This window comes from Pontibacter sp. FD36 (assembly GCF_015686655.1).
Lineage (GTDB): Bacteria > Bacteroidota > Bacteroidia > Cytophagales > Hymenobacteraceae > Pontibacter.
Window position 1 is genome coordinate 1 of the sequence record NZ_JADPMP010000007.1, and the last position, 25,742, is coordinate 25,742.

Annotated in this window: 20 protein-coding genes; 8 read left to right on the forward strand and 12 right to left on the reverse strand. The window is 51.1% G+C overall.

Going from position 1 to position 25,742, the window contains the following annotated elements; translation table 11 throughout:
- Positions 1–418: 418 nt before the first annotated feature.
- Both I0P70_RS10695 and I0P70_RS10700 read right to left on the reverse strand, forming a co-directional pair.
- On the reverse strand, positions 419–2,614 hold the full coding sequence (locus I0P70_RS10695; RefSeq protein ID WP_196117568.1) for a catalase: 2,196 nt from the start codon (positions 2,612–2,614) through the stop codon (positions 419–421).
- Between the two features lie 253 nt (positions 2,615–2,867).
- A complete protein-coding gene (locus tag I0P70_RS10700; RefSeq protein ID WP_007661227.1) occupies positions 2,868–3,419 on the reverse strand; it encodes a 2'-5' RNA ligase family protein in 552 nt (183 codons plus the stop codon).
- Between the two features lie 219 nt (positions 3,420–3,638).
- On the opposite strand from I0P70_RS10700, the gene I0P70_RS10705 reads away from it, so the two are divergent.
- Entirely contained in the window at positions 3,639–5,570 is a 1,932-nt protein-coding gene (locus I0P70_RS10705; protein ID WP_196117570.1) for an ABC-F family ATP-binding cassette domain-containing protein, read from the forward strand.
- 423 nt (positions 5,571–5,993) lie between these two features.
- Positions 5,994–6,476, forward strand: coding sequence for a hypothetical protein (locus I0P70_RS10710; RefSeq protein ID WP_196117572.1), 483 nt, complete (start codon positions 5,994–5,996; stop codon positions 6,474–6,476).
- A gap of 23 nt (positions 6,477–6,499) precedes the next feature.
- Here I0P70_RS10710 and I0P70_RS10715 read toward each other — a convergent pair whose 3' ends face one another.
- Positions 6,500–7,270, reverse strand: a complete 771-nt coding sequence (locus I0P70_RS10715; protein WP_196117574.1) for a DUF2490 domain-containing protein — start codon at positions 7,268–7,270, stop codon at positions 6,500–6,502.
- A 65-nt stretch (positions 7,271–7,335) separates the two neighbouring features.
- Here I0P70_RS10715 and I0P70_RS10720 point away from each other — a divergent pair, with 65 nt between their 5' ends.
- The gene (locus I0P70_RS10720; protein ID WP_196117576.1) at positions 7,336–8,415 is read left to right on the forward strand and encodes a PAS domain-containing sensor histidine kinase; all 1,080 of its coding nucleotides are present in this window, start codon (positions 7,336–7,338) and stop codon (positions 8,413–8,415) included.
- Here the strand turns inward: I0P70_RS10720 and I0P70_RS10725 are convergent.
- The 3 genes from I0P70_RS10725 to I0P70_RS10735 all read right to left on the reverse strand — a co-directional run bounded on the left by I0P70_RS10725 (position 8,412) and on the right by I0P70_RS10735 (position 12,852).
- Positions 8,412–8,810: a response regulator gene (locus I0P70_RS10725; protein ID WP_196117578.1), complete on the reverse strand. Its 399-nt coding sequence runs from the start codon at positions 8,808–8,810 to the stop codon at positions 8,412–8,414. The genes I0P70_RS10720 and I0P70_RS10725 overlap by 4 nt on opposite strands.
- On the reverse strand, positions 8,785–11,022 hold the full coding sequence (locus I0P70_RS10730; RefSeq protein WP_196117579.1) for a PAS domain S-box protein: 2,238 nt from the start codon (positions 11,020–11,022) through the stop codon (positions 8,785–8,787). Before I0P70_RS10730 ends, I0P70_RS10725 begins: the two co-directional genes overlap by 26 nt.
- A gap of 303 nt (positions 11,023–11,325) precedes the next feature.
- Positions 11,326–12,852: a S8 family serine peptidase gene (locus I0P70_RS10735; RefSeq protein WP_196117581.1), complete on the reverse strand. Its 1,527-nt coding sequence runs from the start codon at positions 12,850–12,852 to the stop codon at positions 11,326–11,328.
- 473 nt (positions 12,853–13,325) lie between these two features.
- Here I0P70_RS10735 and I0P70_RS10740 point away from each other — a divergent pair, with 473 nt between their 5' ends.
- Positions 13,326–17,225, forward strand: a complete 3,900-nt coding sequence (locus I0P70_RS10740) for a TaqI-like C-terminal specificity domain-containing protein (RefSeq protein ID WP_196117583.1) — start codon at positions 13,326–13,328, stop codon at positions 17,223–17,225.
- 101 nt (positions 17,226–17,326) lie between these two features.
- Positions 17,327–18,562 carry a HAMP domain-containing sensor histidine kinase gene (locus tag I0P70_RS10745; protein WP_196117585.1) on the forward strand — a complete coding sequence of 412 codons (1,236 nt, stop codon included), beginning with the start codon at positions 17,327–17,329 and terminating at the stop codon, positions 18,560–18,562.
- Between the two features lie 196 nt (positions 18,563–18,758).
- Here the strand turns inward: I0P70_RS10745 and I0P70_RS10750 are convergent, their stop codons facing one another.
- On the reverse strand, positions 18,759–19,166 hold the full coding sequence (locus tag I0P70_RS10750) for a hypothetical protein (protein WP_196117587.1): 408 nt from the start codon (positions 19,164–19,166) through the stop codon (positions 18,759–18,761).
- 258 nt (positions 19,167–19,424) lie between these two features.
- On the opposite strand from I0P70_RS10750, the gene I0P70_RS10755 reads away from it, so the two are divergent.
- The 3 genes from I0P70_RS10755 (at position 19,425) to I0P70_RS10765 (ending at position 21,068) form a co-directional block, all read left to right on the forward strand.
- Complete coding sequence (locus I0P70_RS10755; RefSeq protein WP_196117588.1) at positions 19,425–19,826, forward strand: hypothetical protein; 402 nt, start codon at positions 19,425–19,427, stop codon at positions 19,824–19,826.
- Positions 19,827–19,890: 64 nt separating this feature from the next.
- Complete coding sequence (locus tag I0P70_RS10760) at positions 19,891–20,286, forward strand: hypothetical protein (RefSeq protein WP_196117590.1); 396 nt, start codon at positions 19,891–19,893, stop codon at positions 20,284–20,286.
- Positions 20,287–20,300: 14 nt separating this feature from the next.
- The gene (locus I0P70_RS10765; RefSeq protein ID WP_196117592.1) at positions 20,301–21,068 is read left to right on the forward strand and encodes a creatininase family protein; all 768 of its coding nucleotides are present in this window, start codon (positions 20,301–20,303) and stop codon (positions 21,066–21,068) included.
- A gap of 122 nt (positions 21,069–21,190) precedes the next feature.
- On the opposite strand, the gene mscL is transcribed toward I0P70_RS10765, so the two are convergent.
- The 5 genes from mscL to I0P70_RS10790 form a co-directional block, all read right to left on the reverse strand.
- A complete protein-coding gene (mscL, locus tag I0P70_RS10770; protein ID WP_230392125.1) occupies positions 21,191–21,625 on the reverse strand; it encodes a large conductance mechanosensitive channel protein MscL in 435 nt (144 codons plus the stop codon).
- 241 nt (positions 21,626–21,866) lie between these two features.
- Positions 21,867–22,055, reverse strand: a complete 189-nt coding sequence (locus tag I0P70_RS10775; RefSeq protein ID WP_196117596.1) for a hypothetical protein — start codon at positions 22,053–22,055, stop codon at positions 21,867–21,869.
- Positions 22,056–22,099: 44 nt separating this feature from the next.
- A complete protein-coding gene (locus I0P70_RS10780) occupies positions 22,100–23,341 on the reverse strand; it encodes a DUF563 domain-containing protein (RefSeq protein ID WP_196117598.1) in 1,242 nt (413 codons plus the stop codon).
- Positions 23,342–23,509: 168 nt separating this feature from the next.
- Entirely contained in the window at positions 23,510–25,090 is a 1,581-nt protein-coding gene (locus I0P70_RS10785) for a SulP family inorganic anion transporter (protein ID WP_196117599.1), read from the reverse strand.
- An 85-nt stretch (positions 25,091–25,175) separates the two neighbouring features.
- Positions 25,176–25,721 carry a class I SAM-dependent methyltransferase gene (locus I0P70_RS10790; protein WP_196117601.1) on the reverse strand — a complete coding sequence of 182 codons (546 nt, stop codon included), beginning with the start codon at positions 25,719–25,721 and terminating at the stop codon, positions 25,176–25,178.
- Between the last annotated feature and the right edge of the window lie 21 nt (positions 25,722–25,742).

The window sequence follows — 25,742 nt, forward strand, 5'->3', positions numbered from 1 at the left end:
ACAAAGCTTATACCCGTGAATTGGTAGCGGCAACAATCCCCTCTCGGGAGGGGAAGGGGTGGTTCGACAAGGTATAGCAAATTAAAAAAGATGAAACCATACTTGTGAACTGGTAGCAACAAAAACCTCTCTTAAAAGGGGCAGGGGTATGTAAATCGTGCATAGAAATTCTGTGGATCATTTATAATCCCCGTAATCCTGATTCAGACAAAAGGATGGGCTTAGAGGAAGGTAACAATCTTGTCAATCTTTTAATCCTGAAAATCCTGATTCAGACAAGCTATACCTAAATTGCCAATAAACCCTGTAGTGCGCTCTGCTGACTTCACCAGTTCACAAAGCACTGCTTCTAAAAAGCAAAAGCCGCGAAATTCGCGGCCTTTGCTCCAAACAAACAATCAATAACAAACATTAAATGCTAGGCTGGGGTCATCGATTTCTCGCGGTCCCAGTGGCGGTGCTTTTTGATGGCCTCAATAAACTTATCGGCGAAATCACCGGCGTCGGCGTCGGAGCCGGCAGTAACTACGCCAGAATGTGACATGACCTTACCTGAATCTTTCTCGGCGAAATTAACGCCAACCACAAAGGCCTTCTCGAGCATATTAATGCCGAAGCCAGAGGTAGCGATCGGCTTGCAGTGTTTAAAGGCCTCGGCCACAAAGTGCAGCGCATCACCCAAACCCATCATTTTGCGCACGCTCTTTTCGCCGTCCGGAATGTATACTGCGTCGAACATAACGGAGTCGGCTGACACATGGTGCTTGTCCACTTCTATTTCCTGGCCGGTGCTGGAAACGCGTTTTCCGAGCAGTTTGGAGATGATCTTCGGATGCGCTCCGGCTGCCTCCAGGGCCTCCTTTACCTGCATCACTTCGTTGTAGTCAAAGCCGTCTTCGATCAGGATTGCCACTCTCCTGGACTTGGCTGTCTCGATCTTGTTCTTCTCCATGCTGATGGCCGGAGACTCTTTCACAGACTTGCCTTTTTTGATCTTCTCAGAGGCATCGTCCTTCACAAAATTGCCTGTAGGCTCTGAGTCCTGGTCAACAGGCATCTCAATGCCGATGCCAGCTGCTACCAGGGCAGCGAACTGTGGGTCTACTTTGTAGAAGTTGGCTACCTGTCGTCTGCGAATCTCTTTGCGTTCTACCTTGCCCAGTTCGAAGTGCGCCGCCGAAACGAGGTGCTCCTTCTCAGGTTCAGTCAGTGAGTTCCAGAACAGGGTGGCCTGGCTGTAGTGGTCGTTAAAGCTTTCACTGCGTGCCCTGATTTTGTGTCCATCCACTTTCTCCATGTAGTGTACATAGCCACCCATATTCTCGGGGGCCATCATCGGACACCCATTGCCAATCGAGTTTGGCCAGTAGTTTGCCTTGCCCTTGCCGATGGTCATGCGCATAAAGCCCGCGCCATGGTGGTTGTGCACCGGAGCCACCGGTCTGTTAATCGGCACTTCCGTAAAATTGGTGCTATTAAAGCGGTTGAGCTGCGTATCCAGGTATGAGAAGAGACGGCCTTGCAGCAGCGGGTCATTTGTCACGTCTATACCTGGCACCAGGTTGCCCGGATGGAAAGCCACCTGCTCTGTTTCGGAGAAGAAATTGTCTGGGTTGCGGTTCAGCACCATTTTACCTACCGGTCTCAGGGGTACTAATTCTTCCGGAATCAGTTTGGTGGCATCTAGCAAATCGAAGTCATACTTAAACTCGTCTTCCTCCGGCACCAACTGCACCGCCAACTCAAACTCCGGGTAATCACCCATTTCTATGGCATCCCACAGGTCGCGGCGCAGCCAGTCCGCGTCTTTACCGGCCAGTTTCTGTGCCTCGTCCCATACCAGGGAGTGCGTACCCAGTGTAGGTCGCCAGTGAAACTTCACAAAAGTGGCCTTGCCTTCTTCATTAATGAACCGGAAAGTATGTACGCCAAAGCCCTGCATCATACGGAAGCTTCGTGGGATTGCCCGGTCAGAAAGTACCCACATGAGCATGTGCGTTGACTCAGGCATGAGCGATGCAAAGTCCCAGAAGGTGTCGTGTGCGGCAGATGCCTGTGGCATCTCGTTGTCCGGCATCGGCTTGATGGCGTGCACCAGGTCCGGGAACTTATTGCCATCCTGTATAAAGAAAGGAGGCATGTTGTTTCCTACCAGGTCGTAATTGCCTTCTGCTGTGTAGAACTTGGTGGCAAAGCCGCGTACGTCCCGCACAGTGTCTGCTGAGCCGCGCGACCCCACCACTGTGGAAAAGCGCACAAATACAGGTGTCCGCGTGCCGGGTTCTGTCAGAAATCTGGCTTTCGTATATTTCTTGAGTGAGTCATCATAAGGCTGAAAGTAACCATGAACCCCTGAGCCGCGGGCATGCACTACCCGCTCAGGTATAGACTCATGGTCAAAGTGCGTCATTTTTTCACGGAAGTGAAAGTCCTCTATCAGGGTAGGGCCACGCTGTCCGGCTTTCAGGGAGTCATCGGTGTGGTTGATCCGGACCCCCTGGTCGGTGGTCATGTACTCGCCCTGGCCATCTTCCCGGAATTGCTCCAACTGCTTGTTTTTGCTGTCTTCGTTCACCTGGGTAGGCTTAGGCTGCTTATTGTCTTTCTCTTCCATAGTCATGTTTGTTTTTGAGATGTGTATAGGATATGCTTTTGACTTTGTGTGGTTAAATCAATTCAAGAATACGGGGATGAATTTTAAGGGGTTAAGAAAAAGTGAAACTAAACGTGATTAAAATTAAATTAAAATAATACTTTCCTTATGACAGCCAAGGGGGTATCAGCTGTGGTAAATCCACAGGCAGGTTTGAGAAAGGACTATGCTTGGAAAATTCTGGGATAGAGCGGCTGCGTAAAGAGGAGCAAACCTATAGCGTCAGCTCCTTACGCCCGAAGGTATACTCGTCTTCCTTCAGGTAATAATCACCGCACTTTTGCAGTATGGTCAGGTTGTCGATCCTGATTTCCCAGTTGAAATTATAATTGAACAGAAATGTGAGTACCGGTCCCAGTACTTCGGGAGAGGTGTCGCCGAGGGCCAGGGAAATGTGAGGGAGCCACATGTTAGGGTTGTAGTAAATGCCCATTTCGCTGCTCATCTCGGATATGTCGCGGTGCAGGCGGGCATGCAGCTGGTTGAGCGGCGCTGTGCGCAGCACCGGGATGTAGATCACCGGTTTCTCGCCCGGGAACACGCCCAGACCAGTGGTGCGGATGGTGAAGGGTTCCGTTTCACGGCTGGTTTCCGCCAGGTATTGCTGGATCTCTTCCATGTCCGGTATTTCGGCTGTGAGCAGGGTCAGGTGCGGGTATGGCGTCATCTTCACCTCATTGAGCCCAAATTTCTCATCAAGAAGCTCGGTCAGTTCAGATACACGCGCAGAATGAGAGGGGTCGAGCAGGGATGTTACTGCGATCATAAAAGGCTATATTTTATTGCTGTTCTCAACGTATCGCACACACATTTTTCAAAAGCATAAAGCTATAGAACGAGGTGCATGTGATAATGTTTACCTGGCCGGGGCTTTTTGCAGCAGGCATCTTTTATTTCTACGTATGAGGTGACTTTTGGTCTGTGGACCTTTGCACTGGGGATGTTTCCCAAAATAAGTACCTTTGTAGCTCAGCTTTCTGAATCTATGATCTCTATAAATAACCTTAGCTTTCATTTTGGCAGCCGCCCCATGTACGAGGATGCCAGCCTGCACATCAAACCCAAAGACAAGATCGGCCTGATCGGGCTCAACGGTACCGGCAAATCTACCCTGCTGCGCATCATCGTGGGCGAGTACAAGCCTGACGGAGGCAGCATACAGATGAGCAAGGAGACCACCATCGGTTTCCTGAACCAGGACCTGCTCAGCTACGAAACGCACGAGAGCATCCTGTCGGTGGCCATGCAGGCTTTTGAGGAGGCAATCTCGCTACAGCAGGAGATCGATCAGATACTGGTGGAGTTTGAGAACAACTTTCATGACAAGCTGGTCGATAAGCTGGCTTCGCTGCAGGAGCGCTTTGAGGCGCTTGGCGGCTATACCATGCAGGCGGAGGCCGAGTCGATCCTGGAGGGGCTTGGCTTTACAACGGAGGAGCTGAAGCAACCATTGGCCTCTTTCTCGGGTGGCTGGCGCATGCGCGTGATGCTGGCCAAGATCCTGTTGCAGAAACCATCGCTGCTGCTGCTCGACGAACCGACCAACCACCTCGACTTACCTTCTATCAAGTGGCTGGAATCCTACCTGGACCGCTTTGAGGGGGCCGTCGTGATTGTGTCGCACGACAGGGAGTTCCTGGACAAAACCACTAACATCACAGTGGAGGTGTCGGGGGCGAAGCTGAACCTGTACCCGGGCAATTACAGCTTCTACGTGGAAGAGAAAGCCCTGCGAAACGAGATTCAGAAAGGCGCCTACGAAAACCAGCAGGCCCAGATCCGGCAGACAGAGCGTTTCATCGAGCGATTCAAGGCCAAAGCGACCAAAGCCAAGCAGGCACAGAGCCGCATGAAGCAACTCGAGCGTATGGAGCGCATCGAGGAGGTAGCGCCAGAGGCTGCGAAGGTGAACTTCAGCTTCCGCTTCAACGTGCAGCCAGGCCGTCATATCTTCCGCCTCGAGCACATGAGCAAGAGCTTCGGCAGCAAGATGATTTTCCGGGACACCAACGTCCACATTGAGCGGGGCGACAAGATTGCGCTCATCGGTGCCAACGGAAAAGGGAAGTCCACGCTGCTGCGCATCATTGCCGGCACGGAGCCGATCCAGGGCAAGCGCGAAATGGGGCACAATGTGATCATGTCCTTCTATGCACAGCACCAGCTGGAAGCCCTGAACGTGGAAAACGAAATACTGCAGGAACTGCAACAGGCCGGCTCCGGCAAAACAGAGGTAGAACTGCGCACGCTACTGGGGTCCTTCCTTTTTACAGGCGACGATGTGTTTAAGAAGATCAAGGTGCTGTCGGGAGGAGAGAAGAGCCGCGTGGCACTGGCCAAAACGCTGATCTCGGAAGCCAACTTCCTGATGCTCGACGAACCAACCAACCACCTGGACATGATGTCGGTGAATATCCTGATCCAGGCGCTGGAACAGTACGAGGGTACCTTTATCGTGATCTCACACGACCGCTACTTTGTGGAGAACGTCGCGACCAAGATCTGGTACATCGAAGACTACCAGCTGAAAGAGTATCCGGGCACGTACCACGAGTATGAGGCCTTCCAGGAGAAGCGCGAGAAAGAAACAAAACGCGATGCAGCTGCAGCGCCGGCTCCTAAAAAAGACGAGCCAAAGCAGAAGCGCGACAACAACGAATTCAATGCCCTAAACAACCAACTGAAGCAGGTAAACCGCCAGATCAGCGAGGTTGAAAAACAGGTGCAGGTGCTGGAGCAGGAGCTAGCCAAATACGAAACCGAGCTGGCTGACCCAAAGGTATACGGTAACCCGAACGTACTCCAGGAGACTTCCCAGAAGTTTGAAACGGTGCAGAAAGAATTGGATGCTGTAAATCAGAAGTGGGAGAGCCTGATGCTGGAAGCCGAAGAGCTGGAAGCGCAGCTGGGGAATTAGAAGGGTAAGCACCAAGACAGTATTATATAAAAGAGAGTTATCATGCTGGAAAAAACCCAGTAGAAAAAGAGAGCCCCTACCCCCGGGAAGTTAAGCAGATGCAGCTTGCGGGGGAAGTGGCCCTCTTCATCAAGATCTTTTCAGGATGATAAAACAGGGTAAATTAATGCTGTTCTTTTACTTATAAGTATTAAGTGGGAAATAGAAACGTCTGATCAGGGTCTTTTGATGTGATTTAAAATTGAAGCAGCAACCATGGGTTTGCTGCTTTTTTTGTGTTGTTTCAGGTGTATTGTATTGAGAGTCAGTGGGTGTGAAGTGTGGTGAATCTATACTTTAATGCAAAAATATGCGTATATAAAAATTGTACTTTGAGATAAAGTGACATTTTGCTATTTTGTTCCTGAATCTCACCTTATACCTATGAAAACTTATTTACTAATGGTACTGCTTATTTTGAGCAGTATGTACAATCGCTCTTTGGCGCAGGGCGACGGTGAAATAATTGTACAGAAAAAAGGCCTTGGATTTGCTTACTACCAGCATGGCAGGCAAATCAGTAAAAAACAGCTTTTGCACATTTTGGATCAACACCCGGAGGCAAGGCAGGAGCTTCAGAAAGGCAACCGCAACTCACTTCCGGCTTCTTTGCTTTCCTATGCAGGTGGTATCCTGATCACCTACCCTATGAGCAAGCAGCTGGCCGGCAGCCAGCCAAACTGGCTGATCTCCGGTGCGGGAGCAAGTCTGCTGACCTTCAGTATACCTTTTGCCGGTGCCCGAATGAAGCGGGAGCACCGGGCAATCTATGTATACAACGAAGGCCTACGCTATGCCAGCAAACCCCAGCCAGACATCCGCCTTGGCTATGCCTTTAACCGGGCTACTCTAATCTTTACCTTCTGATCAGTAACAGCCGTCTAAACACTTTAAGGTTGTGCTTCTTGTCTGCGCCAGTCTATGGTATGAAACAGCCATACTACCAGGGTATGGTTACTGGTAAAGCGGCCCGGTGTGGCTGCCTGCACGTAGCGGTTCATGTAGCCGGCCTGCAGCATCAGCCCTTGGTACCGGGCGGCAGCCATCAGGGAGATGCGGTTCTGGTCAAACGGGGCGGTGGCTTCCTCTCCCAGGTTCATCAGCAGTTCGTTGGATACAACCAGGCTGGGCAATACACCCCCAAACGTAAGGGCGGGGAAGTTGCGCCGCAGCACGGTTTGAAGGCGGGCGCGGTGGTTAAAGGTATAGCCTTCCGCCAGTTCACCGGCCGCCAGACGCTGGCGGTAGCGCAAGTCCCAGCGTAGCCGGTGCTGCAGGGCAAAATTGCCGCCAAGTGGGGTCGGGATGACGACCTGCGCCCAGGGGCGGTGCTCCCGTCGCCTGAGCTCTCCGCCCACCGGAAGCCACACGTGCGCATAACCTGCGGTTACATCAATGCGGTTTGGAAAGTGTGTGGTCACGCCAGTGCGCACCACTCCAAAACCCTCCGGTATATAATGAAAGTCATTCCAAATGGAAAACCGCTCTGAAACACGGCTTGAGGTCATGTAGCCAAACCAGAGCTGCTCGTTTTGCTGCACCTCCTTCTGCTGCGCAGCCAGCTTTGCCGGGCAGCAGAGTAGCGGCAGGAGCATAAACAGATAAACCAGGGAGTAGCGCATCCTTTTTTGTGGCGTGGTGCCTGTGTGCTGACGTTGCATGGTACGAATATAACGTGTAAAGAGACACACCGTATGAATAGCGACGCTACTTACCGCCTTACACAATGGACAAACTCAATACAATTGACCAGATCAGCCGACAGAGCAATAAAATTTTGTTTCAGTTTGATCTGGCACAGAATAAATTCAGTTTCCTTTCAAGTGCTTTTCGTGATTTATGGGAACCGGAGCATGAGCATCTCCAGCGGCAGCCCCAACTTCTGCTCGATACCGTGCCGGAAGAAGACCGCGCCGTCGTGGTAGACTGCTGGCACAAATTGCTGCGGGGCGAACCCGTTGAGAAAACCATACGCATGATGCGGAATGGCAGGCTGCGCCACATGCGCTGCAGCGTTTACCCCATTCGTGATGCAGCGCAGAATATAGTGGCAGTGGCAGGTATGGCCGAGGATAATAGTCGTCAGCAGGAGTTTGTCAACTACCTCGCCGAGTTCGGGCACCGCAAGAACAGTGCACTCGAAATGGTACTGCATGACCTGCACGGGCCATTGGCAATTGTACAGAGTGTAGCTGCCCTGCTGCGCAAAGACACGCAGGATAACCGGCTGGAGGAAGTGGCGCAATACACCTCCATTATCGAAAACGCCTGCATTCAGTGCACAGATCTAATTCGGGACCTGCTCAGCGAGGAGCATCTGGCGTCGCCCGAAATCTCAGTGACCAGAACACGCGTCGACCTGAATAAGATGATCAGAAGCATGGCCGAGTTCTACCAGAAAGGGCAGATTGTACAGCAGGCGCTGGAGCTGGATCTGCCGCAGGAGCCGCTCGTGCTGGACCTGGACCAGATCAAAATATCCCAGGTGCTGAACAACCTGATCTCTAATTCCATCAAGTTTACCCCGAGCACGGGCAACATCACGATCCGTGCCTACCAGGAGGGGGATGAAGTCGTGATCGAGCACAGCGATACAGGCATCGGTATACCTGAGAACCTGCATGCGAATATATTTGAGCGAAAGGCAAAAGTCGGAAGGCCGGGACTGAACGGGGAGAAGTCGCGGGGGCTGGGACTTTCCATTGTATATGAGCTGGTGCGGCTGCATGGTGGCCACATCAGTGTGCACAGCCGTGAGCATGAGGGCGCCCGCTTTGTGATCAGGCTGCCGCTCTATGCCGATTAGGCACGGCTGTTGCGTGTCTGCTTCATATAGTTCAGACTTTCTTCGTCGAGCGGCTTGTGCAGGAAGCCGCGCACAAGCGGGTAGTTGCGGGAAAGATCCTTGTCGCTGGCAGCGATGGAAGAGGTGAGGATGAACACATCCAATCTTCCTTTGAGTTTATCTTCGTAGGGGCGCAGCACCTCCAGAAAATCCCAGCCGCTTTTGACTGGCATGTTCAGATCGAGCAGGATCACATCCGGCAGGGGAGCGGTGTCAGTAAAGGACAGATCAGCCAGGGCATCATCTGCAGAGCTATAGGTATAAATCTCGTCGGCAAAGCCTGCGTCCTCCAGTACCAGGGAGGTCAGGTATATGCTGATGTCATCATCATCAATTATGTAAACCTTGCGGGCCATAGGCTGGGAGCTCAAACTGTAATGTGAAAGTGGTGCCTGCTTCTGGCTTACTTTCTACCTCTATCTTGCCTCCAATAGCGTTCATTTGCATTTTTACCAGGTATAGCCCGATGCCTTTTCCATCAGGTCCTGTATGGAAGCGCTTATAGAGCTGGAACAGATGCGGCCGCACCAGGTCCAGGTCCATTCCGCTGCCATTGTCTATTACGCTTAATTGCAGGCTGTTATCTTTCCTTACGCTATTTACCTGTATAAGTAAGTCCCGGTGCGAAGATTTGTACTTAATCGCGTTTGAAATCAGGTTGTGCAGTATGCTGTAGACGAAAGCCCGGTTGGCCCAGAGCAGATCATCCTCCTTCAGGTCCAGCATGATGCGACCATTGGCCTGGGTCAGCAGATGCTGCAGGCTCTGCACCACTTCTGTCGCTACCTCACTTAACAGGACGATCTCATGGGCTGCCTGCAGGTCAGAGGAACGCACAGCCAGTATTTTGTTCAGGTCACTGATCACATCATCAAGCCGGCGGGCGGAGATTTCCAGATTTTTCAGGCCCTTGGCAAAGCGGCTGCTGTTGCGGTCAAGCTTCTGTAGCACAGACGACAGACCGACCAGGTTAGCGACAGGCGCACGCAGGTTGTGTGATACAATGTAGTTGAACTGCTGCAGGTCCTGATTCTGATGGTACAGGTGCTCGGTCGTTTTGAGTAACTGCTCCTGATCGAGCTTGCGTTCAGTAATATCGGTGTGGATGTAGATATGCTTTATGACCTGGCCTTGCTCATTGGAAATAGGGGAGATGGTGACATCAGCCCAGATCAGGTCGCCGTTTTTCTTGTAGCTGCGCAGTTCCTTGCGCATCGGGATGCCCTTTGCCAGTTGTTCTCTCACCCACATGATCTCGCGCGGGTCCGTATCGGCAGAAGTCAGGATGTCGCTCGGGCGCATGCCGGCTACTTCCTCCATGGTATAGCCGGTCACGTTGCAGAAAGCCTCATTGACCCACTCTATCTCCAGCTGGCCGTTGGTGATGATCACGCCGTTTGTCGTTTTACTGGCCACCAGCGAAAGCTTCCGCAGCTCTTCCTGCGCAATGACCTGTGCTGTGATGTTGGAAAACGCAATGAGGATACCGCCTTCGAAGGGGCTGATGGTGAACTGCAGAAAAGCACTCAGATCGCAGAATTGCTCCTTAAACTGTACTGCCTTTTTTGTTTCGGCCACCTCAAGGCATTTCTGTTTGAAAAGGGTGCCCTCCAGGATCGGGTATTCCTCCCAGATGCAGAGATCCATTAAGTCATCGAGATCCCGGTTGAGGAAATTTGCGAAGACAGTGTTGCCGAAGCTGTAGCGCCACTCTTTGTCCAGGGCAAAAAAGCCTTCCGACATCCCTTCCAAAATTTTGTGCAGCTTCTTTGCCTGTGCATTTACAAGCAGGTTGGCCTCTTTTTCGCTGGTGCTGTCTTTGGCGATGCATTGTATGGCGAGCACCCGGCCCTCCAGCACCACGGGTACGAGTGCGGCCGACAAATAGCGCTTGCTGCCATCGCGGTGACGGATGCAGGTCTCAAAGTTGCAGGGCTGGCCTGTAAGCGCTGTGGAGAAGGCCTTGAATGTTTCTTCACGGTTATCCGGCAACACGAATTCGGCAAAATGGCTTTTCGGAAATTCTTCACGCGTATAGCCAGACAGCTTCACCACGGCATCGTTGCAGGCCTGCACTTCCCCGCTCGTGCTCATCGTAAATACCAGGTCGGGGTTGTTGAAGAAAAGCGCTTTGTAATAAGCCTGGCTTTCTTTGCGCTGTCTCGAGGCCTCCATCTGCGTGGTAATATCACGCGAATTGGTCACGATACCCTGCACATGAGGGTTGTCCAGCATGTTGGTAGCGACACAGCTGAGCCAGCGCCAGCTGTCATTTTTGGCTTTGAAGCGAACAGGAGGAAGGTTTACTTGTTTGATGCTGCCAGTGGTCAGGTTATAGAGCGCCTGCTCAAGAGAAGGTACGTCATCCAGATGTATCAGGTCAAACACATAGGTGCCCAGCAGGTCTTCCGGGGTATAGCCAAGTTCAGTGGCTATCGAATCCGAAATGTATTGATAGATCCCCTCACAGTTGAGTACCGTGATGAGCTCAGATGCGTGACGTACAATAGAACTATAGAAATCTGGTGTAAGGACCAGCTCTTCAGGTGGCGTAAAATTTACCTTCATAAAGGTGCAGTGGCTTAAAACTTCCTGAATGTAATTGTAATTAGGCAATATGGGTTCAATTGTATGCCGAAATTTATGAAAATGTTCTAAATGTTGAAAAAAGGCTTTCTAATATCCAAAACATGATTTTATGATACGTAATAAGTTACTTATTCTGCTGCTGATAGTTAGGTTTTGTTAAGCAAGCAAATAGGACAATAGGTATAAATCGCTGTGTTAAAATTGGATTAAAATAGAATTCAAGGTAATAAAAAAGCCGGACTGCTTCAGCAGTCCGGCTTTTGTTATGAGGGTTTGTCGTGCTTATTCGGTCACGGCACGGAAAGCGTTTACGCGGCCATAACCATAGTAAGGGTCACGACCAGGTTTGCCAAGATCGTCAGAAGTGGCGCGTAGTTTGGCCAGTACATGAGCCGGCTCCATACTGCCACCGTTACGGCCGATAAGAAGCGCTGCTACGCCCGCTGCGTGAGGGCCTGCCATACTCGTGCCAACTGACCAGTAGTAGGATGCTGTCCCTGGATTAAGGTTGCTGCCTGTGCTGAACACATAATCCAATACATAAGCGTATTGTGTCACACCTGCAATGGTAGCGATCTCATTACCTGGATACATATAGTCACCGCCTGGGGCTGCGAAGTGTACATCCGGGGTGCCGTAGTTAGAGTAAGAGGCGAAGTCATCCATAAAAGTGCCGAAAGGATTAAGTGCCCAACCGCGCGGAGCCGTCGCTGAGATAGAAATAACACCGGTAGAAGAAGAAGGTATGTGTACCAGCGACTTGTCTGCGTTTCCGTTGTTGGCGTCATTGCCAGCAGAGGCAATAACGGTTACACCATTTTTGGTGGCATAGCTGGTGGCGCGGTTAATGGCGATTAGCAACTCCTGCACAGCTTTAGTATCGCTTTCAATAAAGTCGTCAGACGGATCTTCTGGTGTGCCATTGTCGTTCAGGAACTTGCCATTGCGCGGCAGTGCAGCTCCAAGGCTCATGTTGATCACATTGGCGCCCTGTTGAGTCGCATGTATAATACCGTCGATCATCCAGCTAAAAGAGCCGGAGCCTGAGTCGCGGAGCACCTTTACCAGGATAAGTTCTGCCTCAGGAGCTACACCAATAATGCCAATGCCATTGTCAGCAGCGGCAATGGTGCCGGCTGTGTGGGTGCCATGGCTACCTACACCCGGTAGTGCGTAATCCAATCGTTCGCCCGGTACAAAGTTCCTGCTCGCAGCTAAATCGATGTTAGGGGCCAGGTCCGGGTGGTCCAAGTCAAAGCCGCTATCCAATACAGCTACACGCACGCCGCTTCCACGGTGGCCTGCATTCCAGGCTTGCGGTGCCTTGATGGCGGCATGCCCCCACTGCAGATCAAAGTAGCGATCATCGTCGCCGCTTGCCGGCGGTGTGCCCACGTCAGCCAGTTCCACAATCTTCATGTCGTCCGGGTTGTACCACTGCACTTCCAGGTCGCGCACAACAGAGCGCACACCTTTAATTTTAGAGGCTTTGGCGGCGAACTTCGGGTCTTCGGAATATACGGTAGCTACTCCTGCCTGCTCCATCAGACTTGTTACCTCGCCATTGGCAGCATTAAGCTCAGAGGCTATACCTGCCGGAAGTGTTTCGCTGCTCGACAATACCACATAATGGTTTTTGCGTAGCTTCACATTTGATTTTGCATGAACGCCCTGCGCCATAAGAGAGGCTTCTGCACTCATCTCAGTTGCCGGGTCCATGTCTTGTTCAGGGTTACAGCCAACCAGGGCCATAAACGCCAGCATGGCTGGGAAGATTAACTTCTTACTGGTAAAGGTTTTGTTAAGCATTTGTAGTTTGTTTAAAGTGATTTATAAAAATAAATTAGACAAAACATGTTTAAAACGAGGCATAACTATACCTGTAGCATAGCTGCCAGTGTAATTTTCAATAGTTTTTGTCTCTCCGGGCCTGTCCAAAGACAGTTAGAGAATAAGAGGTAATCGGAGCTTAACAGAAGGTATACTGTACCAGTAAGATGGTGAGTATACCTAAGACCATTGTATAGATGGTGTTATAGATATGTGAGTATTCGGTTACGTTGTATTTAAATAATAAGTTATAAATAATTAAGTTATTTTTAAAATACTATTTAATATTTATTTATTATTTTTTTTGAGAGGTGTCTTTTGGATGACCTACTGATACAGGCAGCGCAACTTCAGAATGTGCCCATGCTGCATGAATGGCACTATATTCAGAAGTTTTAATGTAAACTTACCCCGCTATTGCTTATCTTGCTTAGCCATAGCACACTTCACTTATGCAGCAAAACATCCTACGCCCCCGCCAGGCCCTGAACAAAGCGTATCTCCGGCTCAAGACCTCCCGCTCTGACATGGAGGCTTTCAAAGCGGCTCTGCGCACGCTACTCGAAAGCATCAACCTGAGTGAGAGCGAAGAGCATGTGAAGAACCACCTGCGTGACTTTTTGAAGTGTGCTTTTTATGATAAGTATGGCGTGAACACCAAGGGCAAGACGGACCTGGTGATCCACATCGGTCCGGATACCAAAAGCCAGGCGGGCGTGCTGCTGGAAGTGAAGCGGCCCACCAACAAGGCTGATATGCCAACGGGCGACAACCTGAACTATAAGGCCATGCATGAGCTGGTGCTCTACTACCTGCGGGAGCGGGTGGAGCACAAGAACCATGACCTCAAGCAGCTCATCATCACCAATGTGCATGAGTGGTTTGTGTTCGACGCCCTGGAGTTTGACCGCCTGTTTTACCGCAACGGACAACTCAAAAAAGACTTTGTGGAGTGGAGCCAGGGCAAGAAATCCGGCAACAGCACCGACTTTTTCTACAAGGAGATCGTGGCGCCCTTTATCGCCGGGCTGTCCGAAAGCATCACCTATACCTATGTAAACCTCAAAGAATTTGAGAAGCCACTCAAAAACAAGGACCTCAAAGACGATGTGAAACTGGTGGCCCTCTACAAGCTGCTCTCACCGGCGCATCTGCTCAAGGAGCCTTTTGCCAACGACGCCAACTCGCTGGACCCAGGCTTTTACCTGGAGCTGCTGCACATCATCGGGCTGGAGGAAGTGAAGGAGGGAGGCCGCAAGCTGATCCGCCGCAAAGCCAAACCCGATGCAGGCTCGCTGCTGGAGGCCGCCTACCAGAAGCTCAAATCAGAGGACCTGGTATCGGGACTCGACAACCCTTATACCTACGGCAATACCCGCGAGGAGCAACTGTTCAATGTGGCGCTGGAGCTGTGCATCACCTGGATGAACCGCATCCTGTTCCTGAAGCTGCTGGAAGCCCAGCTGGCCAGTTACCACCAGGACGACAAGGTATACGCCTTCATGAACCCGGAGCAGCTGCGCGAGTTTGATGACCTGAACGAGCTGTTCTTTGATGTGCTGGCCGAGCGACCGCAGCATCGCAGCGCCAACGTGCGCGACAAGTTCCGGCATATCCCATACCTGAACTCTTCGCTGTTTGAGACCACGGCGCTGGAAAAACGCACCCTGCGCATCTCGAACCTGAAAGACAACAGCCGCCTGGCGCTATACCCGCGCACGGTGCTGCGCGACGGGGCGGGCAAGGTGCTGAGCAAGTCGCAGGCCGACATGCGCACGATGGAGTATATGCTGCGCTTTTTGGGCAGTTATGACTTCGGGGCTGAGGGCAAGGAGGCGATACAGGAAGAAAACAAAACCCTGATCACGGCCTCGGTGCTGGGCCTGATCTTTGAGAAGATAAACGGCTACCGCGACGGCTCTTTCTATACGCCCGGCTTCATTACGATGTACATGAGCCGCGAAGCTATACGCCGTGCTGTGGTGCAGCGGTTCAACGAATTCTATACCTGGGAACTGGCCGACTTCGACGCGCTGCGTTTCCGGCTGATGGCCAATCATACGCTTCAGGCGGCGCTGGAGGCAAACCAGCTCATCAACAGCCTCCGCATCTGCGACCCGGCGGTGGGCTCGGGACACTACCTGGTGAGTGCGCTCAACGAGCTGATCGTCATCAAATCGGAGCTGCGCATTTTGCTCAACCGGCAGGGCAAGCCGCTGCACTATGGCAGCATCGAGGTGCAGAACGACGAGCTGATCGTGACTGATTACTACGGCGAGCTCTTCAGCTATACCGTGCACCAGCACCCGGACGGGCATCACAGCATCAACCCACAGGTACAGGAACTGCAGGAAACGCTCTTCCACGAAAAGCAGACCATCATCGAGAACTGCCTGTTCGGCGTGGACATCAACCCGAATTCGGTCAAGATCTGCCGCCTGCGCCTCTGGATCGAGCTGCTCAAAAGTGCCTACTATCTGCAACAGGAGGGGGCTGGCTATACCGAGCTGCAAACGCTGCCCAACATCGACATCAACATCAAGCAGGGCAACTCGCTGCTGAGCCGCTACCCGCTCACCGCCGACCTGCAGGATGCCTTTGGTAAGAAGGGCCACAGCCTGCAAGCTTACCGCGAGGCGGTGCTGGAGTACAAGCACACCAACTCCAAGGAAACGAAGAAGCAGCTGGTGCATTTTCTGGAGGAGATCAGGCAGGGCTTCCGGACTACACTGGCCAACAACGACCCGCTGCGCCAGCGTATGGCGAAGCTGCGGGGCACCATTGCCGCTGTGCAGGACCCCGACCTGTTCGGAGCCGTGAAGGTAGACAAGGCCAAACTCGCCGCCATGAAAAAGGAACTCCAGAAGCTGGAGGCCGAGCGGGAACAAATAGAATCGAACAAGGTATACGAGGGCGCTTTTGAGTGGCGTTTCGAGTTTCCGGAAGTGCTGGACGAGGCAGGCAACTACCTCGGTTTTGATGTGGTGATCGGCAACCCGCCCTACATCCGGCAGGAAGAGCTCGGTAACTTTAAGCTATACCTGAAAAAGCACTTTGCGACCTACGCCGGCACCGCCGACCTGTATGTATACTTTGTGGAACGAGGTATAGACCTGCTGCGCGAAGGTGGTCAGTTCAGCTACATAGTACCCAACAAATGGATGCGGGCCGGGTATGGACAGGCGCTCCGGGGCTGGGTGCAGACCTATACCTTGCAACAGTTGCTCGACTTCGGCGACTTGCCGGTGTTTGAAGAAGCCACGACCTACCCGCTGATTGTGTCAGTCACCAAAACGGCACCGCAGGAAGAGGACTATACCTTGCAGGCCGCAGGTATAGACACCCTCGATTATGAGCGGGGCTTGTCAGAATATCTGCAGAACAACGGCTATTGGGTGCAGGCGAATCTACTGCCTGATTCGGGTTGGTCGCTCTCTGACAGTACTTCGCAGCAACTCCTTGAAAAACTGAAAAACACAGGTATACCATTGGGAGAGTATGTGGAGGGAAGAATGTATAGAGGAGTTCTGACTGGATATAACGAAGCATTTGTGATTGATGAAGCGACGAAAGACAGACTGATTGCAGAAGATCCGAGAAGTGCCGAGGTGATAAAACCGTTTATACTTGGGCGTAATTTAAAACGGTATGATATGCCGAAAACAAACCAATACCTATTATTTATACCTTGGCATTTTCCTTTACATAAAGACTCCTCAATTTCTGGTGCTTCGATAGAAGCTGAAGAAGCTTTTATGATTCATTATCCAAGCATTTATAATCACTTGTTGAGTTACAAAGAAGGATTACTACAACGGAACAAAGCAGAGACAGGAATTAGGTATGAGTGGTACGCGCTTCAAAGATGTGCAGCAACTTATTTTGAAGAATTTGATAGGGATAAAATAATGTTTCAAGAGATTGCTACTTTTCAGGCATTTGCATATGATAAAAGTGGCAGCTATTCTAACAACAAAACATACATTATACCTAATGCTGATTATTATGTACTTGGGATACTTAATTCAAAAACTACTTGGTGGTTTTTGAACCAGACAGTTTCAAAACTTCAAGGCGGTGCATTGGCTATGCAAAGTATCTATACCCAAACCATACCCATCGCCCAAGCAGACGAAGAAACGAAAGCAGGTATACGGGCCTTGGTGGAGCAAATATTAGCGGCGAAGCAAGCCGATGCGGGGGCGGACACCTCGGCGCTGGAAGCGGAGATCGACCTGCAGGTATACCGGCTTTATAACCTCACCTACGACGAAGTGCTGCTCGTGGAGCCGGGCTTTGCCATGCCGCGTGAAGCCTACGAAATGCAGCATATTATCAGTGCGAAGGTATAACAACCATTTTAACGCCCAACTGTGTGTTTATTATGATTGATTCATTAGCCAAATGAAAAATATAATCGGATAACCGCCGATTAATGCCGTATTTACACTATATGCCTAACTCAAAATCAACCCTAAAAACCTCCCAGGCGAACACCACCTCTTCTGAAGCCGAAATCCTGGCTTTGCGAAAAGAAATAGAACAATTGCGTTTGGAGAAGGCGGCAGCTTTTGACAGACTTAATGTACAGGAAGCCATTCATAAAAACTTCGGAGAGAGCCAAAGCCGTTTCGAAGCTATATTTTACCAGTCTGTACTGGGGCAGAAGATCATTGCCCCGGACCTGAGAATTATGCAGGTGAACGAGTCCTTGCAGCAGATGATGGGTTACAGCAAAGCCGAGCTGGTCGGTACCCGCATTACCGAGTTTGCCCACCCTGATTTTGTCCGGGACTGGCAAGCCCTGCAGAAAAAGCTCTGGGAAGAGCAGATCCCTTCTTTTCAAATAGAGACCTGCCTTCTCAAAAAGGACGGCACCAGTTTCTGGTGTCAGGTGACCTCGATTCTTTTTCAGGACCAGGACGCTACGCTGGGCTTTACGATAGTAGAAAACATAGATAAGCGGAAACTCCTTGAACTGAAGCTCAAGAAGCTATACGATAACCAGGAAACGATCATGCACATGGTCGCGCACGATCTGAAATCTCCGCTTAACAATATTATGCTGGCTGCCCGCTTGCTGAAGGAGACCCTGGAAGAGCCTGAGACAAAAAAGCAGGAAAAGGACGAGCAAATCTTTTCATACGTCAACCTTATTTCGGAAACTTCAGATAGTGCACTCCATCTGATCAGTGAGCTGCTCCTCATAGGAGAGATCGAGTCCAGGTATGCTACCCTGGAACAAACAGACCTAAAAGACTATATTCAATTCCACCTGAACAGCCTGCGAGTGGACGCGGAAAGAAAAGGTATTAGCCTGCTGTTCCATCATTCCGGAAAACCTGTTTTTGCTGCCATTGATAGGAGCAAGTTCAGGTGGGTGCTGGAGAACCTGCTTTCCAATGCCGTAAAATTTAGCCAGGAAAATGGTCAGATAAGCCTCACACTGAAAGAGGAAGGTGACAAAAAGGTACTGCAGGTGCAGGATAACGGAATCGGTATTCCCGCTGAGCTGCATGCCACCGTATTCCAGAAATTCACCAAAGCGAGGAGGCAAGGGACAAAAGGGGAGCCCACTACAGGGCTGGGGCTATACATTGTCAAGCAGATAATAGAGGAGCACAAGGGCAGGGTATGGATTGAAAGCCAGGCAGATGCAGGCACCTCCGTCTTTATAGAGTTGCCCTAAGCGTGGCAAAGACCAGGCACCCGCAAAGCTGCTGATAACATGACCTCCTACTACCCGAAAAATAATTTAAAAAAGATAACAACTTTCTAATATAGGCAGCCGTATATATAGGCAGCTTAGCGAAAGCTCATTTTGTGAATGATAGAAGCGGCTCCGGGGGTGAACGACCGGGGCCGCTTTTTTTTATGTCTATACCTTAGGCTTTGAGCCAGATCAGGGCCTCTTCCGGTGTGGTAAAAGTAGCTACTTCATAATTTAGTATACCTGCTTTGCGGGCGGCCTCAATGTTGCGCTGTGCGCGGGCTTCCTTTTCAGGGTCAGCAGGCTGTACCCGGGCTACTTTGGTCAGGCGCGTCTTCGACAGCATACCTGCCAGTTCTACCGTCAGCTGGCGGTTCTCGTCCTCCTCAATTTCTATAGCCGTGGTGCGGGCGTCGAGCAGGAGCTTGCGCACATCGTAGTTCCGGATCGTCTCCACCATGATCTGCAGGCTGTGCCTGATCTCTGACAAATGATAGCGCTGCAGGTCGGGGTAGCGCACCTGCAGTATGTCAGTGGCCGGGTTGTACTCCAGTCGCAGTATGCTGTTTTGTAAAAGAATCATGGGGCGTGCTGAATACTAAAGATAGTTCAGAGATGAATCGGCCCAAGATACAAAGCAACCCCTGAACGGTCAAGTTAAACTAGAGAAAGGTCAATAATTTATACTAAAATTATGCAGTGGTTTTGATTTTAAAACTGGAAACTGTTTATTGCAAACCCTTGTCGAAATATATGGATAGGAGTACACTGATGATGTAAACACGGAAACGATTGTTTTACAGCGCTCTATGTCCCTATCAGTTATACAGACTGTATTGCAATGATAATATACAAAAAAAACTATATAAGCATTGCCTATTACGAGGCGGAGCAATTACTGGAGATTACCTGGTCGGCTTACGCGGCCAGCGCAGAGTACCGGGACGCGATGCTACAGTACATTCATATACTCAAGAACTACGAAGTGAAGCGCTGGCTTGATGACTACCGCCTGTCCCGTGTGGTGCGTCTGTCAGACCAGAAGTGGACGAAGGAGGAGTGGGCGCCGCTCTTTTACCCGCACGTGCAGCAGTTGGAGAAGATGGCCCGTGTCCGCTCTAATGACATTTCAGCACGGATCAGTTGCGAAAACATGTTCAAGACAGTGGACAATAGTACGCTGCCTTACAGCTTCAGAGAATTTGAGCAGTACGGAGAGGCCCGAAACTGGATACTTGGATGATCATCCAAATGCATTACTTTTGCCCTGTGAAGCGTATAAGTAGCGCTACGTCCAAAAAACTTACATGATCATTCCAAATAAATTCCTGAAGCTGGACTATAACCCCACCAAAGATATCCTGTTGGTGGAGTGGCCGAATATGCACAACTATACCTTACCGGAGGTAACGTATATCATCAACGAGGTGGTAGAAACAGTACGCAGCTACGATATCAAGCGTATCCTCACCGATACGCGCCAGTCGAAGGTGACAGTGCCGATGGAGGAGTATGCCGGGATCATAAACAACCTGGCCCTACAGTTGGCCACTACGCGGCTGCAAAAGTTTGCCAAGCTCAAGACCGCTGACCCTGACCGCGAAACCATTTCCAGCAACGCCGCAGCCTTGGTTGTCGGATCCATCACGTATCGCAGCTTCGAAAGCATGGAAGAAGCGATCGAATGGCTTGTTGAAATTTAAACCCCAAACTCCCTATGCGTCCTTACATACTTGCCGAAACGAACTGGAAAGCGATCAAAGACCAGCAGGTTGAAGTAGCCATACTGCCCTGGGGTGCCACAGAGGCCCACAACTATCACATGCCCTACGGGACTGATAACTACGAAGCGGAGGCTGTGGCGGCTGAGGCTGCCCGTCTGGCTTGGGAAGCAGGGGCGAAGGTGATGGTGCTGCCGGTGATGCCTTTTGGCGTAAACACCGGTCAGGCCGACATCACGCTCGACATCAACCTGAACCCGAGTACCCAACTGGCTATACTGCGCGACATCGTCACGGTGCTCAACCGACAGGGTATACAGAAGCTGCTGCTGCTCAACAGCCACGGCGGCAACGATTTCAAACCAATCTTGCGCGAGCTGGGCCTGCAGTTTCCGGACATGTTCCTGCTCACCTGCAACTGGTTCCTGGCCGCTGACCGAAAGGCCTTCTTCGACAGCCCCGGTGACCATGCCGACGAGATGGAGACCAGCATCATGCAGCACCTGCGCCCCGACCTGGTGCTGCCGCTCAACGAAGCAGGGGAGGGCAAAGAGTACAAGTCCCGCCTCACAGGTATACGCGAAGGCTGGGCCTGGTCAGAGCGCCTGTGGTCGCAGGTAAGCGACGACACCGGCATCGGCAACCCGGCCGCTGCCACACCCGCCAAAGGCAAGGCCTTCTTCGAAGCTACTACCCAAAACATAGCCCAGCTGCTGATCGAACTCAGCCAGGTGAACCCAAAGGACAGGTATAGCAGAGTTTAGGAATTATAGGGTTTGGGAGTTTGAGAGTTTAAATCCTGATCCGGACAATTATTAGAAAAAAAGCCCTGCTGCACTGGCGTATTCGCTTAAGTGCAGCAGGGCTTTTTAGGTATGGGTAGCGCTTACTTCGCTGCGATGGTGCGCAGGGCGTCGCGCATTTCGGTGAGCAGCACTTCTTCTTTGGTAGGAGCAGGCGGCACTGCCGGAGCGGCGGCTTTTTTACGCATCATGCGGTTCATACCTTTCACGATCATAAAGATGATGAAGGCCAGGATCAGGAAGTTGATCAATACTGTAATAAAATTACCCCAGGCAAATACAGCGCCCAGTTTACGGGCTTCTTCCAGCGCCAGACCCTGCGGTACGGCATCAGAAAGTGGTACATACAGGTTGGAGAAGTCCATATCACCGATCGCCTTACCGACCAGCGGCATGATGAGGTCGTTGACAACGGAATTAACCAAGCCACTGAAAGCGGCGCCAATGATGATACCAATGGCCAGGTCCATCACGTTGCCGCGCATGGCAAACTCTTTAAACTCTTTCATCATACCCATATGCTTTGATTTTTGAAGGTGAGAAGATTTTTGATTTTTATGATATGTAAATATATTCATTTGAAAGTATAAAGCAAGCAACCTATACCTAGGTATTAAAGCGGATAGCCCGCCTTAACGACACAGCCCTGTGCTATACCTCGAACAGGTATAGCACAGGGCTGCTCACTCTTCCAACAAAATGTAGTGCCTGCGGCACAAAAAAACCATGCAAATCAGGGCTGTTTGCCCGATCGGCTAATTATTCCTTCACTTTGTAGCTACAGTTCTGACCTGCGCTGTATTCTATTTTCTCCTCAGACATGAGCCCTTCAATGAGCTCGTCTGTGTACTCCTTGCTGAAGCCAAGGCTCTCGCCCAGGGCTCTTTCATCGAGCTTTCCGTTGTTTTTACGCAAAGCATCGAGGTACTTCTTTTTATCTTCTTCCATTGTTTTCAGTTTAAGTTCAGTTGCACCATGCCGCCATCCCTATATCAGCTATACTTCAGGTTGGTTTGTTGGTTTGGCTGCGCCTGTCGTTTATTTTTCTTCCCGGCCCGGATCAGTTCCACAAGCTCCGGAAGCTCTACTTTCAGGTTCTCGTGCTGGCCTTGTCCGGCGTCTTTCACCAGGCTGTTGCTCTTGCAGATGATGTAGCTGTAGTCCATGCCCATTTTGGTGGCGATGTCATAGAAAGGTTCTACGACAAAACCCTCATGAAACAGCTCAATCACCTGCGTGCCCGGTTTGCAGAACATCATGCTGACCAAACCCGCTCCCGTAGCCGACACCACCGAGCTGGCCCTTGAGAACAGCTTGATCCGCTCCAGCACGGACAATTGGCTCAGCACAACGGAGCGGTAGCCGTAGGGTTTCAGAGCCTCCACCAGCTCCGCTTCGTTCTCGACCTGTCGCAGTTTGGAGTCGCTGCGGCTGATGTATAGTTTTACGTCCTGCTGGTCTGCTTCGGTTTCCTGGGTGGCAAGGGGCACAAATGCGCCCTGTATGTATTGGCAGAGCCATTGCGGTACCAGCGTGTGATTGCCACGGGGCGCAGTGGAGGCGATGATGCAGTCGGCCATGATGTGCGGGTGCTCGTCACCGGCAATCAGTTTTGCGTCTGGTATACCCAGCAGTCGCAGTGTTTCGAGCTGGAAGCCATATCGCAGGCTTGGCACCAGGAACCAGTCCACTTTGTCGTACAACCCGCTTTCTTTGAGCAGGTGCAGGCGTGGCAGCACATCCACAAACCAGTGGCTGATGTTGTTGAGCCCCGCGCCGCCGGTCAGTAGAGAAAAGACCGTGCCCTCAAACCTGGTAGGCGTCGAAAAATAGCGCTGTTCAAAAATATTGTTATACCCGTTCTCCGTCACTTTCCCCTCTTTCATGCTCAGGGACACGTTCTCGATCAGGCGGTTGTATTTGCTGATGATCGCTACGGTGCTGTCGTTGTCGGTGTAGATGCGGCCATTGGGGGCTTCTACCACCTCATAGTCGGTGGTGACTTCCCGCTGCGGCTTCCAGTAGGCTGAGCAGGCTTCATAAAGTGCCTCCGGGATGTCCAGGGTGGTGCGCAGGGCCGGATATACAGGGTATAGCCTTGCTTCGCGCTGTGCTTGCGCATCGTCGGCATGCAGGCGGAATATACTTTGCGGCCTGTAGCGGATGTTGTGCGACACAAAGCGTCCTGTAATCTTTTTAAGCCGGTTTATGATCTTTTTATAAAGTAATTTCATGGTATTCCAGGGTAGGCAGCATTGGTTTATAGGAGACAACAAAGGCTGCTATTCATGGGGGAGTAGGAGTAGTGTTAAGTCGGGCGTAATCTATCATCAGTAATTAAAATCAATCTGATTCTATATACTGATTAACTTATGGGATTGTTCTTACTAAATTGTCCTAATTTAAGCTAGTTTACGCTGAGCAAAGAACTTGTCAAGGCCTATTTGTTCTATTTTGATGTTCTTATAAGCTGCCGTGGCTTTAAATTCTTCGATGATCTCGAGCACGTCGTCGTCTATGTTTACAGAACGGGAAGCATCGATCACCACCGTGGAATTAGGCGCTACGTGGTCCAGCGTGAGCATGACACTCGCCTTGTTCAGGAAAGTAACCTCCTCTGAAAGAACCAGTTCCACACGTTCGCCTTCGTAGTGCGCTTTCTTGTCGATGAAGAACGGCGTGCGGTAGTTGTCGCGCAGGATCATGAATACCGACACAGCACCACCGATCATGATACCTGTGATCAGGTCGGTCAGCATCACGGCCACGATGGTCACAAAGAATGGCACGAACTGGCGCTTGCCAGCTTTCCACATGCGGCGGAACAGGGCAACTGAAGTCAGCTTATAACCCACCACAAAGAGCACCGCCGAAAGCGACGCCAGCGGAATCATGTTGAGGATGCGGGGTATGACCATCACGCAGATCAGCATCACGGTACCGTGGGTGATCGTGGAGAGCGGCGTGCGTCCACCTGACGACACGTTGGCAGAGGTACGCACGATCACGGCCGTCACCGGCAGACCGCCGATAAAGCCTGACACCATGTTACCTATACCCTGTGCTTTGAGTTCGCGGTTGGTGGAGGACTTGCGCTTGTATGGGTCCAGCTTATCGCCTGCTTCGGTGCTCAGCAGCGACTCCAGCGATGCGATAAAGGCAATGCTCAGGGCCACGGTATAGAGCTCCGGGTTAGTGAGTTGGGAGAAATCCGGGAAAGTGAAGAATGAGAAAAACTCACCGATGCCATCCGCTGCCGGTAGCTCCACCAGTCGGTTTCCGCTAAGGGCCAACTGCGGAAAATAAGCCACAAAAAGCTGGTTTACGAGTACGCTAACCACTACTGCGATTAGGGCAGAGGGCACAAACTTAAAGAAGGTATAGCGCTTGAGCGCTGGCTGGTCCCAGGCAAAAATGATGATGAGCGAGAGCACCGTGATGATGGTGGCGCCCAGGCTGATCTGGTCCAGCACTCCGGCAAACAGGTTGGCGCTGAGGCCGTCTTCCATGCTGCCGAATAGCTCCTTGCCTGCATACCCAAAGGCGTGCGGAATCTGGTTAATGATGAGGATAAGGCCGATAGAAGCCAGGATACCCTTAATCATGGAGCTTGGGAAAAAGTAGGCAATGGTGCCCGCCCGCAGGAAACCCAGGATGATCTGCAGCACACCTGCTATTATTGTGGCCGCCAGCACCGCCTGAAACGAGCCCAGCGACTGAATGGCCATCAGTACCACCAGCGCCACCGAAGCAGCCGGTCCACTAACGTTTACCTTGGAGCCACTCAGAAAGCCCACCACGATACCGCCCACTATACCGGCAATGATGCCCGAGAAAAGGGGCGCACCGGAGGCAAGCGATATACCAAGGCAAAGCGGAAGCGCAATCAGGAATACGACAAGACCGGCAGGCAGGTCAGTTTTGACATGAGAGAAAAACCCGTCGTTGATTCGTTTCTGATCGGGTAATGAATGTTGATTCATAAATGTGTTTTTTGTAATGAAATAGGATAAGGTGTATGAGCTGGTATTCTGCTAATGGTTGCTGTGCTTCGTAAAATTCAATCTTTCATAGCTTGCTCTTATTTTCAGGTTGATGTTTTCTTAATATGATCACTCTGTTATTGTCTGTATAAACTATTTCAAAACCATAATGCCTGGCTATCCAGTCGAAGGTATGGCGGTGGTAAAAGGCCACATGCGTCGGATCTCTGGCATAGTACCAGGCTGGCAGGTCGCTGGGCTCCTGCCAATGCGCTGTCATCACGGTCAGGGTACCATTCGGTTTGAGCAGTTGCCTGATTCGATGCACTTCTGTGGCAGGTGCAAAAAAATGCTCAAAACATTCCGTCGCGAATACGAAATCGTAAGCCTGCGCTGTCTTCAGCTCCGGGAAAAAGAACGGATCATAATCATCCATGACAAAGCCTCTGTTCCGCAACAGCACCGAAAGCGTGGGACCGGGACCGCAGCCAAAGTCCAACCCGCGCATACCTGCACGCAGATAGGGGAGGGTTGGCAGGATGGCTTTGTTTAAAAACTCCACATAGCCTTTGTTGCCGATTTTATTCTCGTGTAGCAGGTAATGGGCTTTTTCAAGTTCTGCTGAAGGCAAATCTTTTCTGGCAGAAAATAT

What these genes read in the sequence shown, in the direction of transcription:
- I0P70_RS10695 (WP_196117568.1), bottom strand. Translation starts at nt 2,614, where the DNA reads ATGGAAGAGAAAGACAATAAGCAGCCTAAGCCTACCCAGGTGAACGAA.
- I0P70_RS10700 (WP_007661227.1), bottom strand. Translation starts at nt 3,419, where the DNA reads ATGATCGCAGTAACATCCCTGCTCGACCCCTCTCATTCTGCGCGTGTA.
- I0P70_RS10705 (WP_196117570.1), top strand. Translation starts at nt 3,639, where the DNA reads ATGATCTCTATAAATAACCTTAGCTTTCATTTTGGCAGCCGCCCCATG.
- I0P70_RS10710 (WP_196117572.1), top strand. Translation starts at nt 5,994, where the DNA reads ATGAAAACTTATTTACTAATGGTACTGCTTATTTTGAGCAGTATGTAC.
- I0P70_RS10715 (WP_196117574.1), bottom strand. Translation starts at nt 7,270, where the DNA reads ATGCAACGTCAGCACACAGGCACCACGCCACAAAAAAGGATGCGCTAC.
- I0P70_RS10720 (WP_196117576.1), top strand. Translation starts at nt 7,336, where the DNA reads ATGGACAAACTCAATACAATTGACCAGATCAGCCGACAGAGCAATAAA.
- I0P70_RS10725 (WP_196117578.1), bottom strand. Translation starts at nt 8,810, where the DNA reads ATGGCCCGCAAGGTTTACATAATTGATGATGATGACATCAGCATATAC.
- I0P70_RS10730 (WP_196117579.1), bottom strand. Translation starts at nt 11,022, where the DNA reads ATGAAGGTAAATTTTACGCCACCTGAAGAGCTGGTCCTTACACCAGAT.
- I0P70_RS10735 (WP_196117581.1), bottom strand. Translation starts at nt 12,852, where the DNA reads ATGCTTAACAAAACCTTTACCAGTAAGAAGTTAATCTTCCCAGCCATG.
- I0P70_RS10740 (WP_196117583.1), top strand. Translation starts at nt 13,326, where the DNA reads ATGCAGCAAAACATCCTACGCCCCCGCCAGGCCCTGAACAAAGCGTAT.
- I0P70_RS10745 (WP_196117585.1), top strand. Translation starts at nt 17,327, where the DNA reads ATGCCTAACTCAAAATCAACCCTAAAAACCTCCCAGGCGAACACCACC.
- I0P70_RS10750 (WP_196117587.1), bottom strand. Translation starts at nt 19,166, where the DNA reads ATGATTCTTTTACAAAACAGCATACTGCGACTGGAGTACAACCCGGCC.
- I0P70_RS10755 (WP_196117588.1), top strand. Translation starts at nt 19,425, where the DNA reads ATGATAATATACAAAAAAAACTATATAAGCATTGCCTATTACGAGGCG.
- I0P70_RS10760 (WP_196117590.1), top strand. Translation starts at nt 19,891, where the DNA reads ATGATCATTCCAAATAAATTCCTGAAGCTGGACTATAACCCCACCAAA.
- I0P70_RS10765 (WP_196117592.1), top strand. Translation starts at nt 20,301, where the DNA reads ATGCGTCCTTACATACTTGCCGAAACGAACTGGAAAGCGATCAAAGAC.
- mscL (WP_230392125.1), bottom strand. Translation starts at nt 21,625, where the DNA reads ATGGGTATGATGAAAGAGTTTAAAGAGTTTGCCATGCGCGGCAACGTG.
- I0P70_RS10775 (WP_196117596.1), bottom strand. Translation starts at nt 22,055, where the DNA reads ATGGAAGAAGATAAAAAGAAGTACCTCGATGCTTTGCGTAAAAACAAC.
- I0P70_RS10780 (WP_196117598.1), bottom strand. Translation starts at nt 23,341, where the DNA reads ATGAAATTACTTTATAAAAAGATCATAAACCGGCTTAAAAAGATTACA.
- I0P70_RS10785 (WP_196117599.1), bottom strand. Translation starts at nt 25,090, where the DNA reads ATGAATCAACATTCATTACCCGATCAGAAACGAATCAACGACGGGTTT.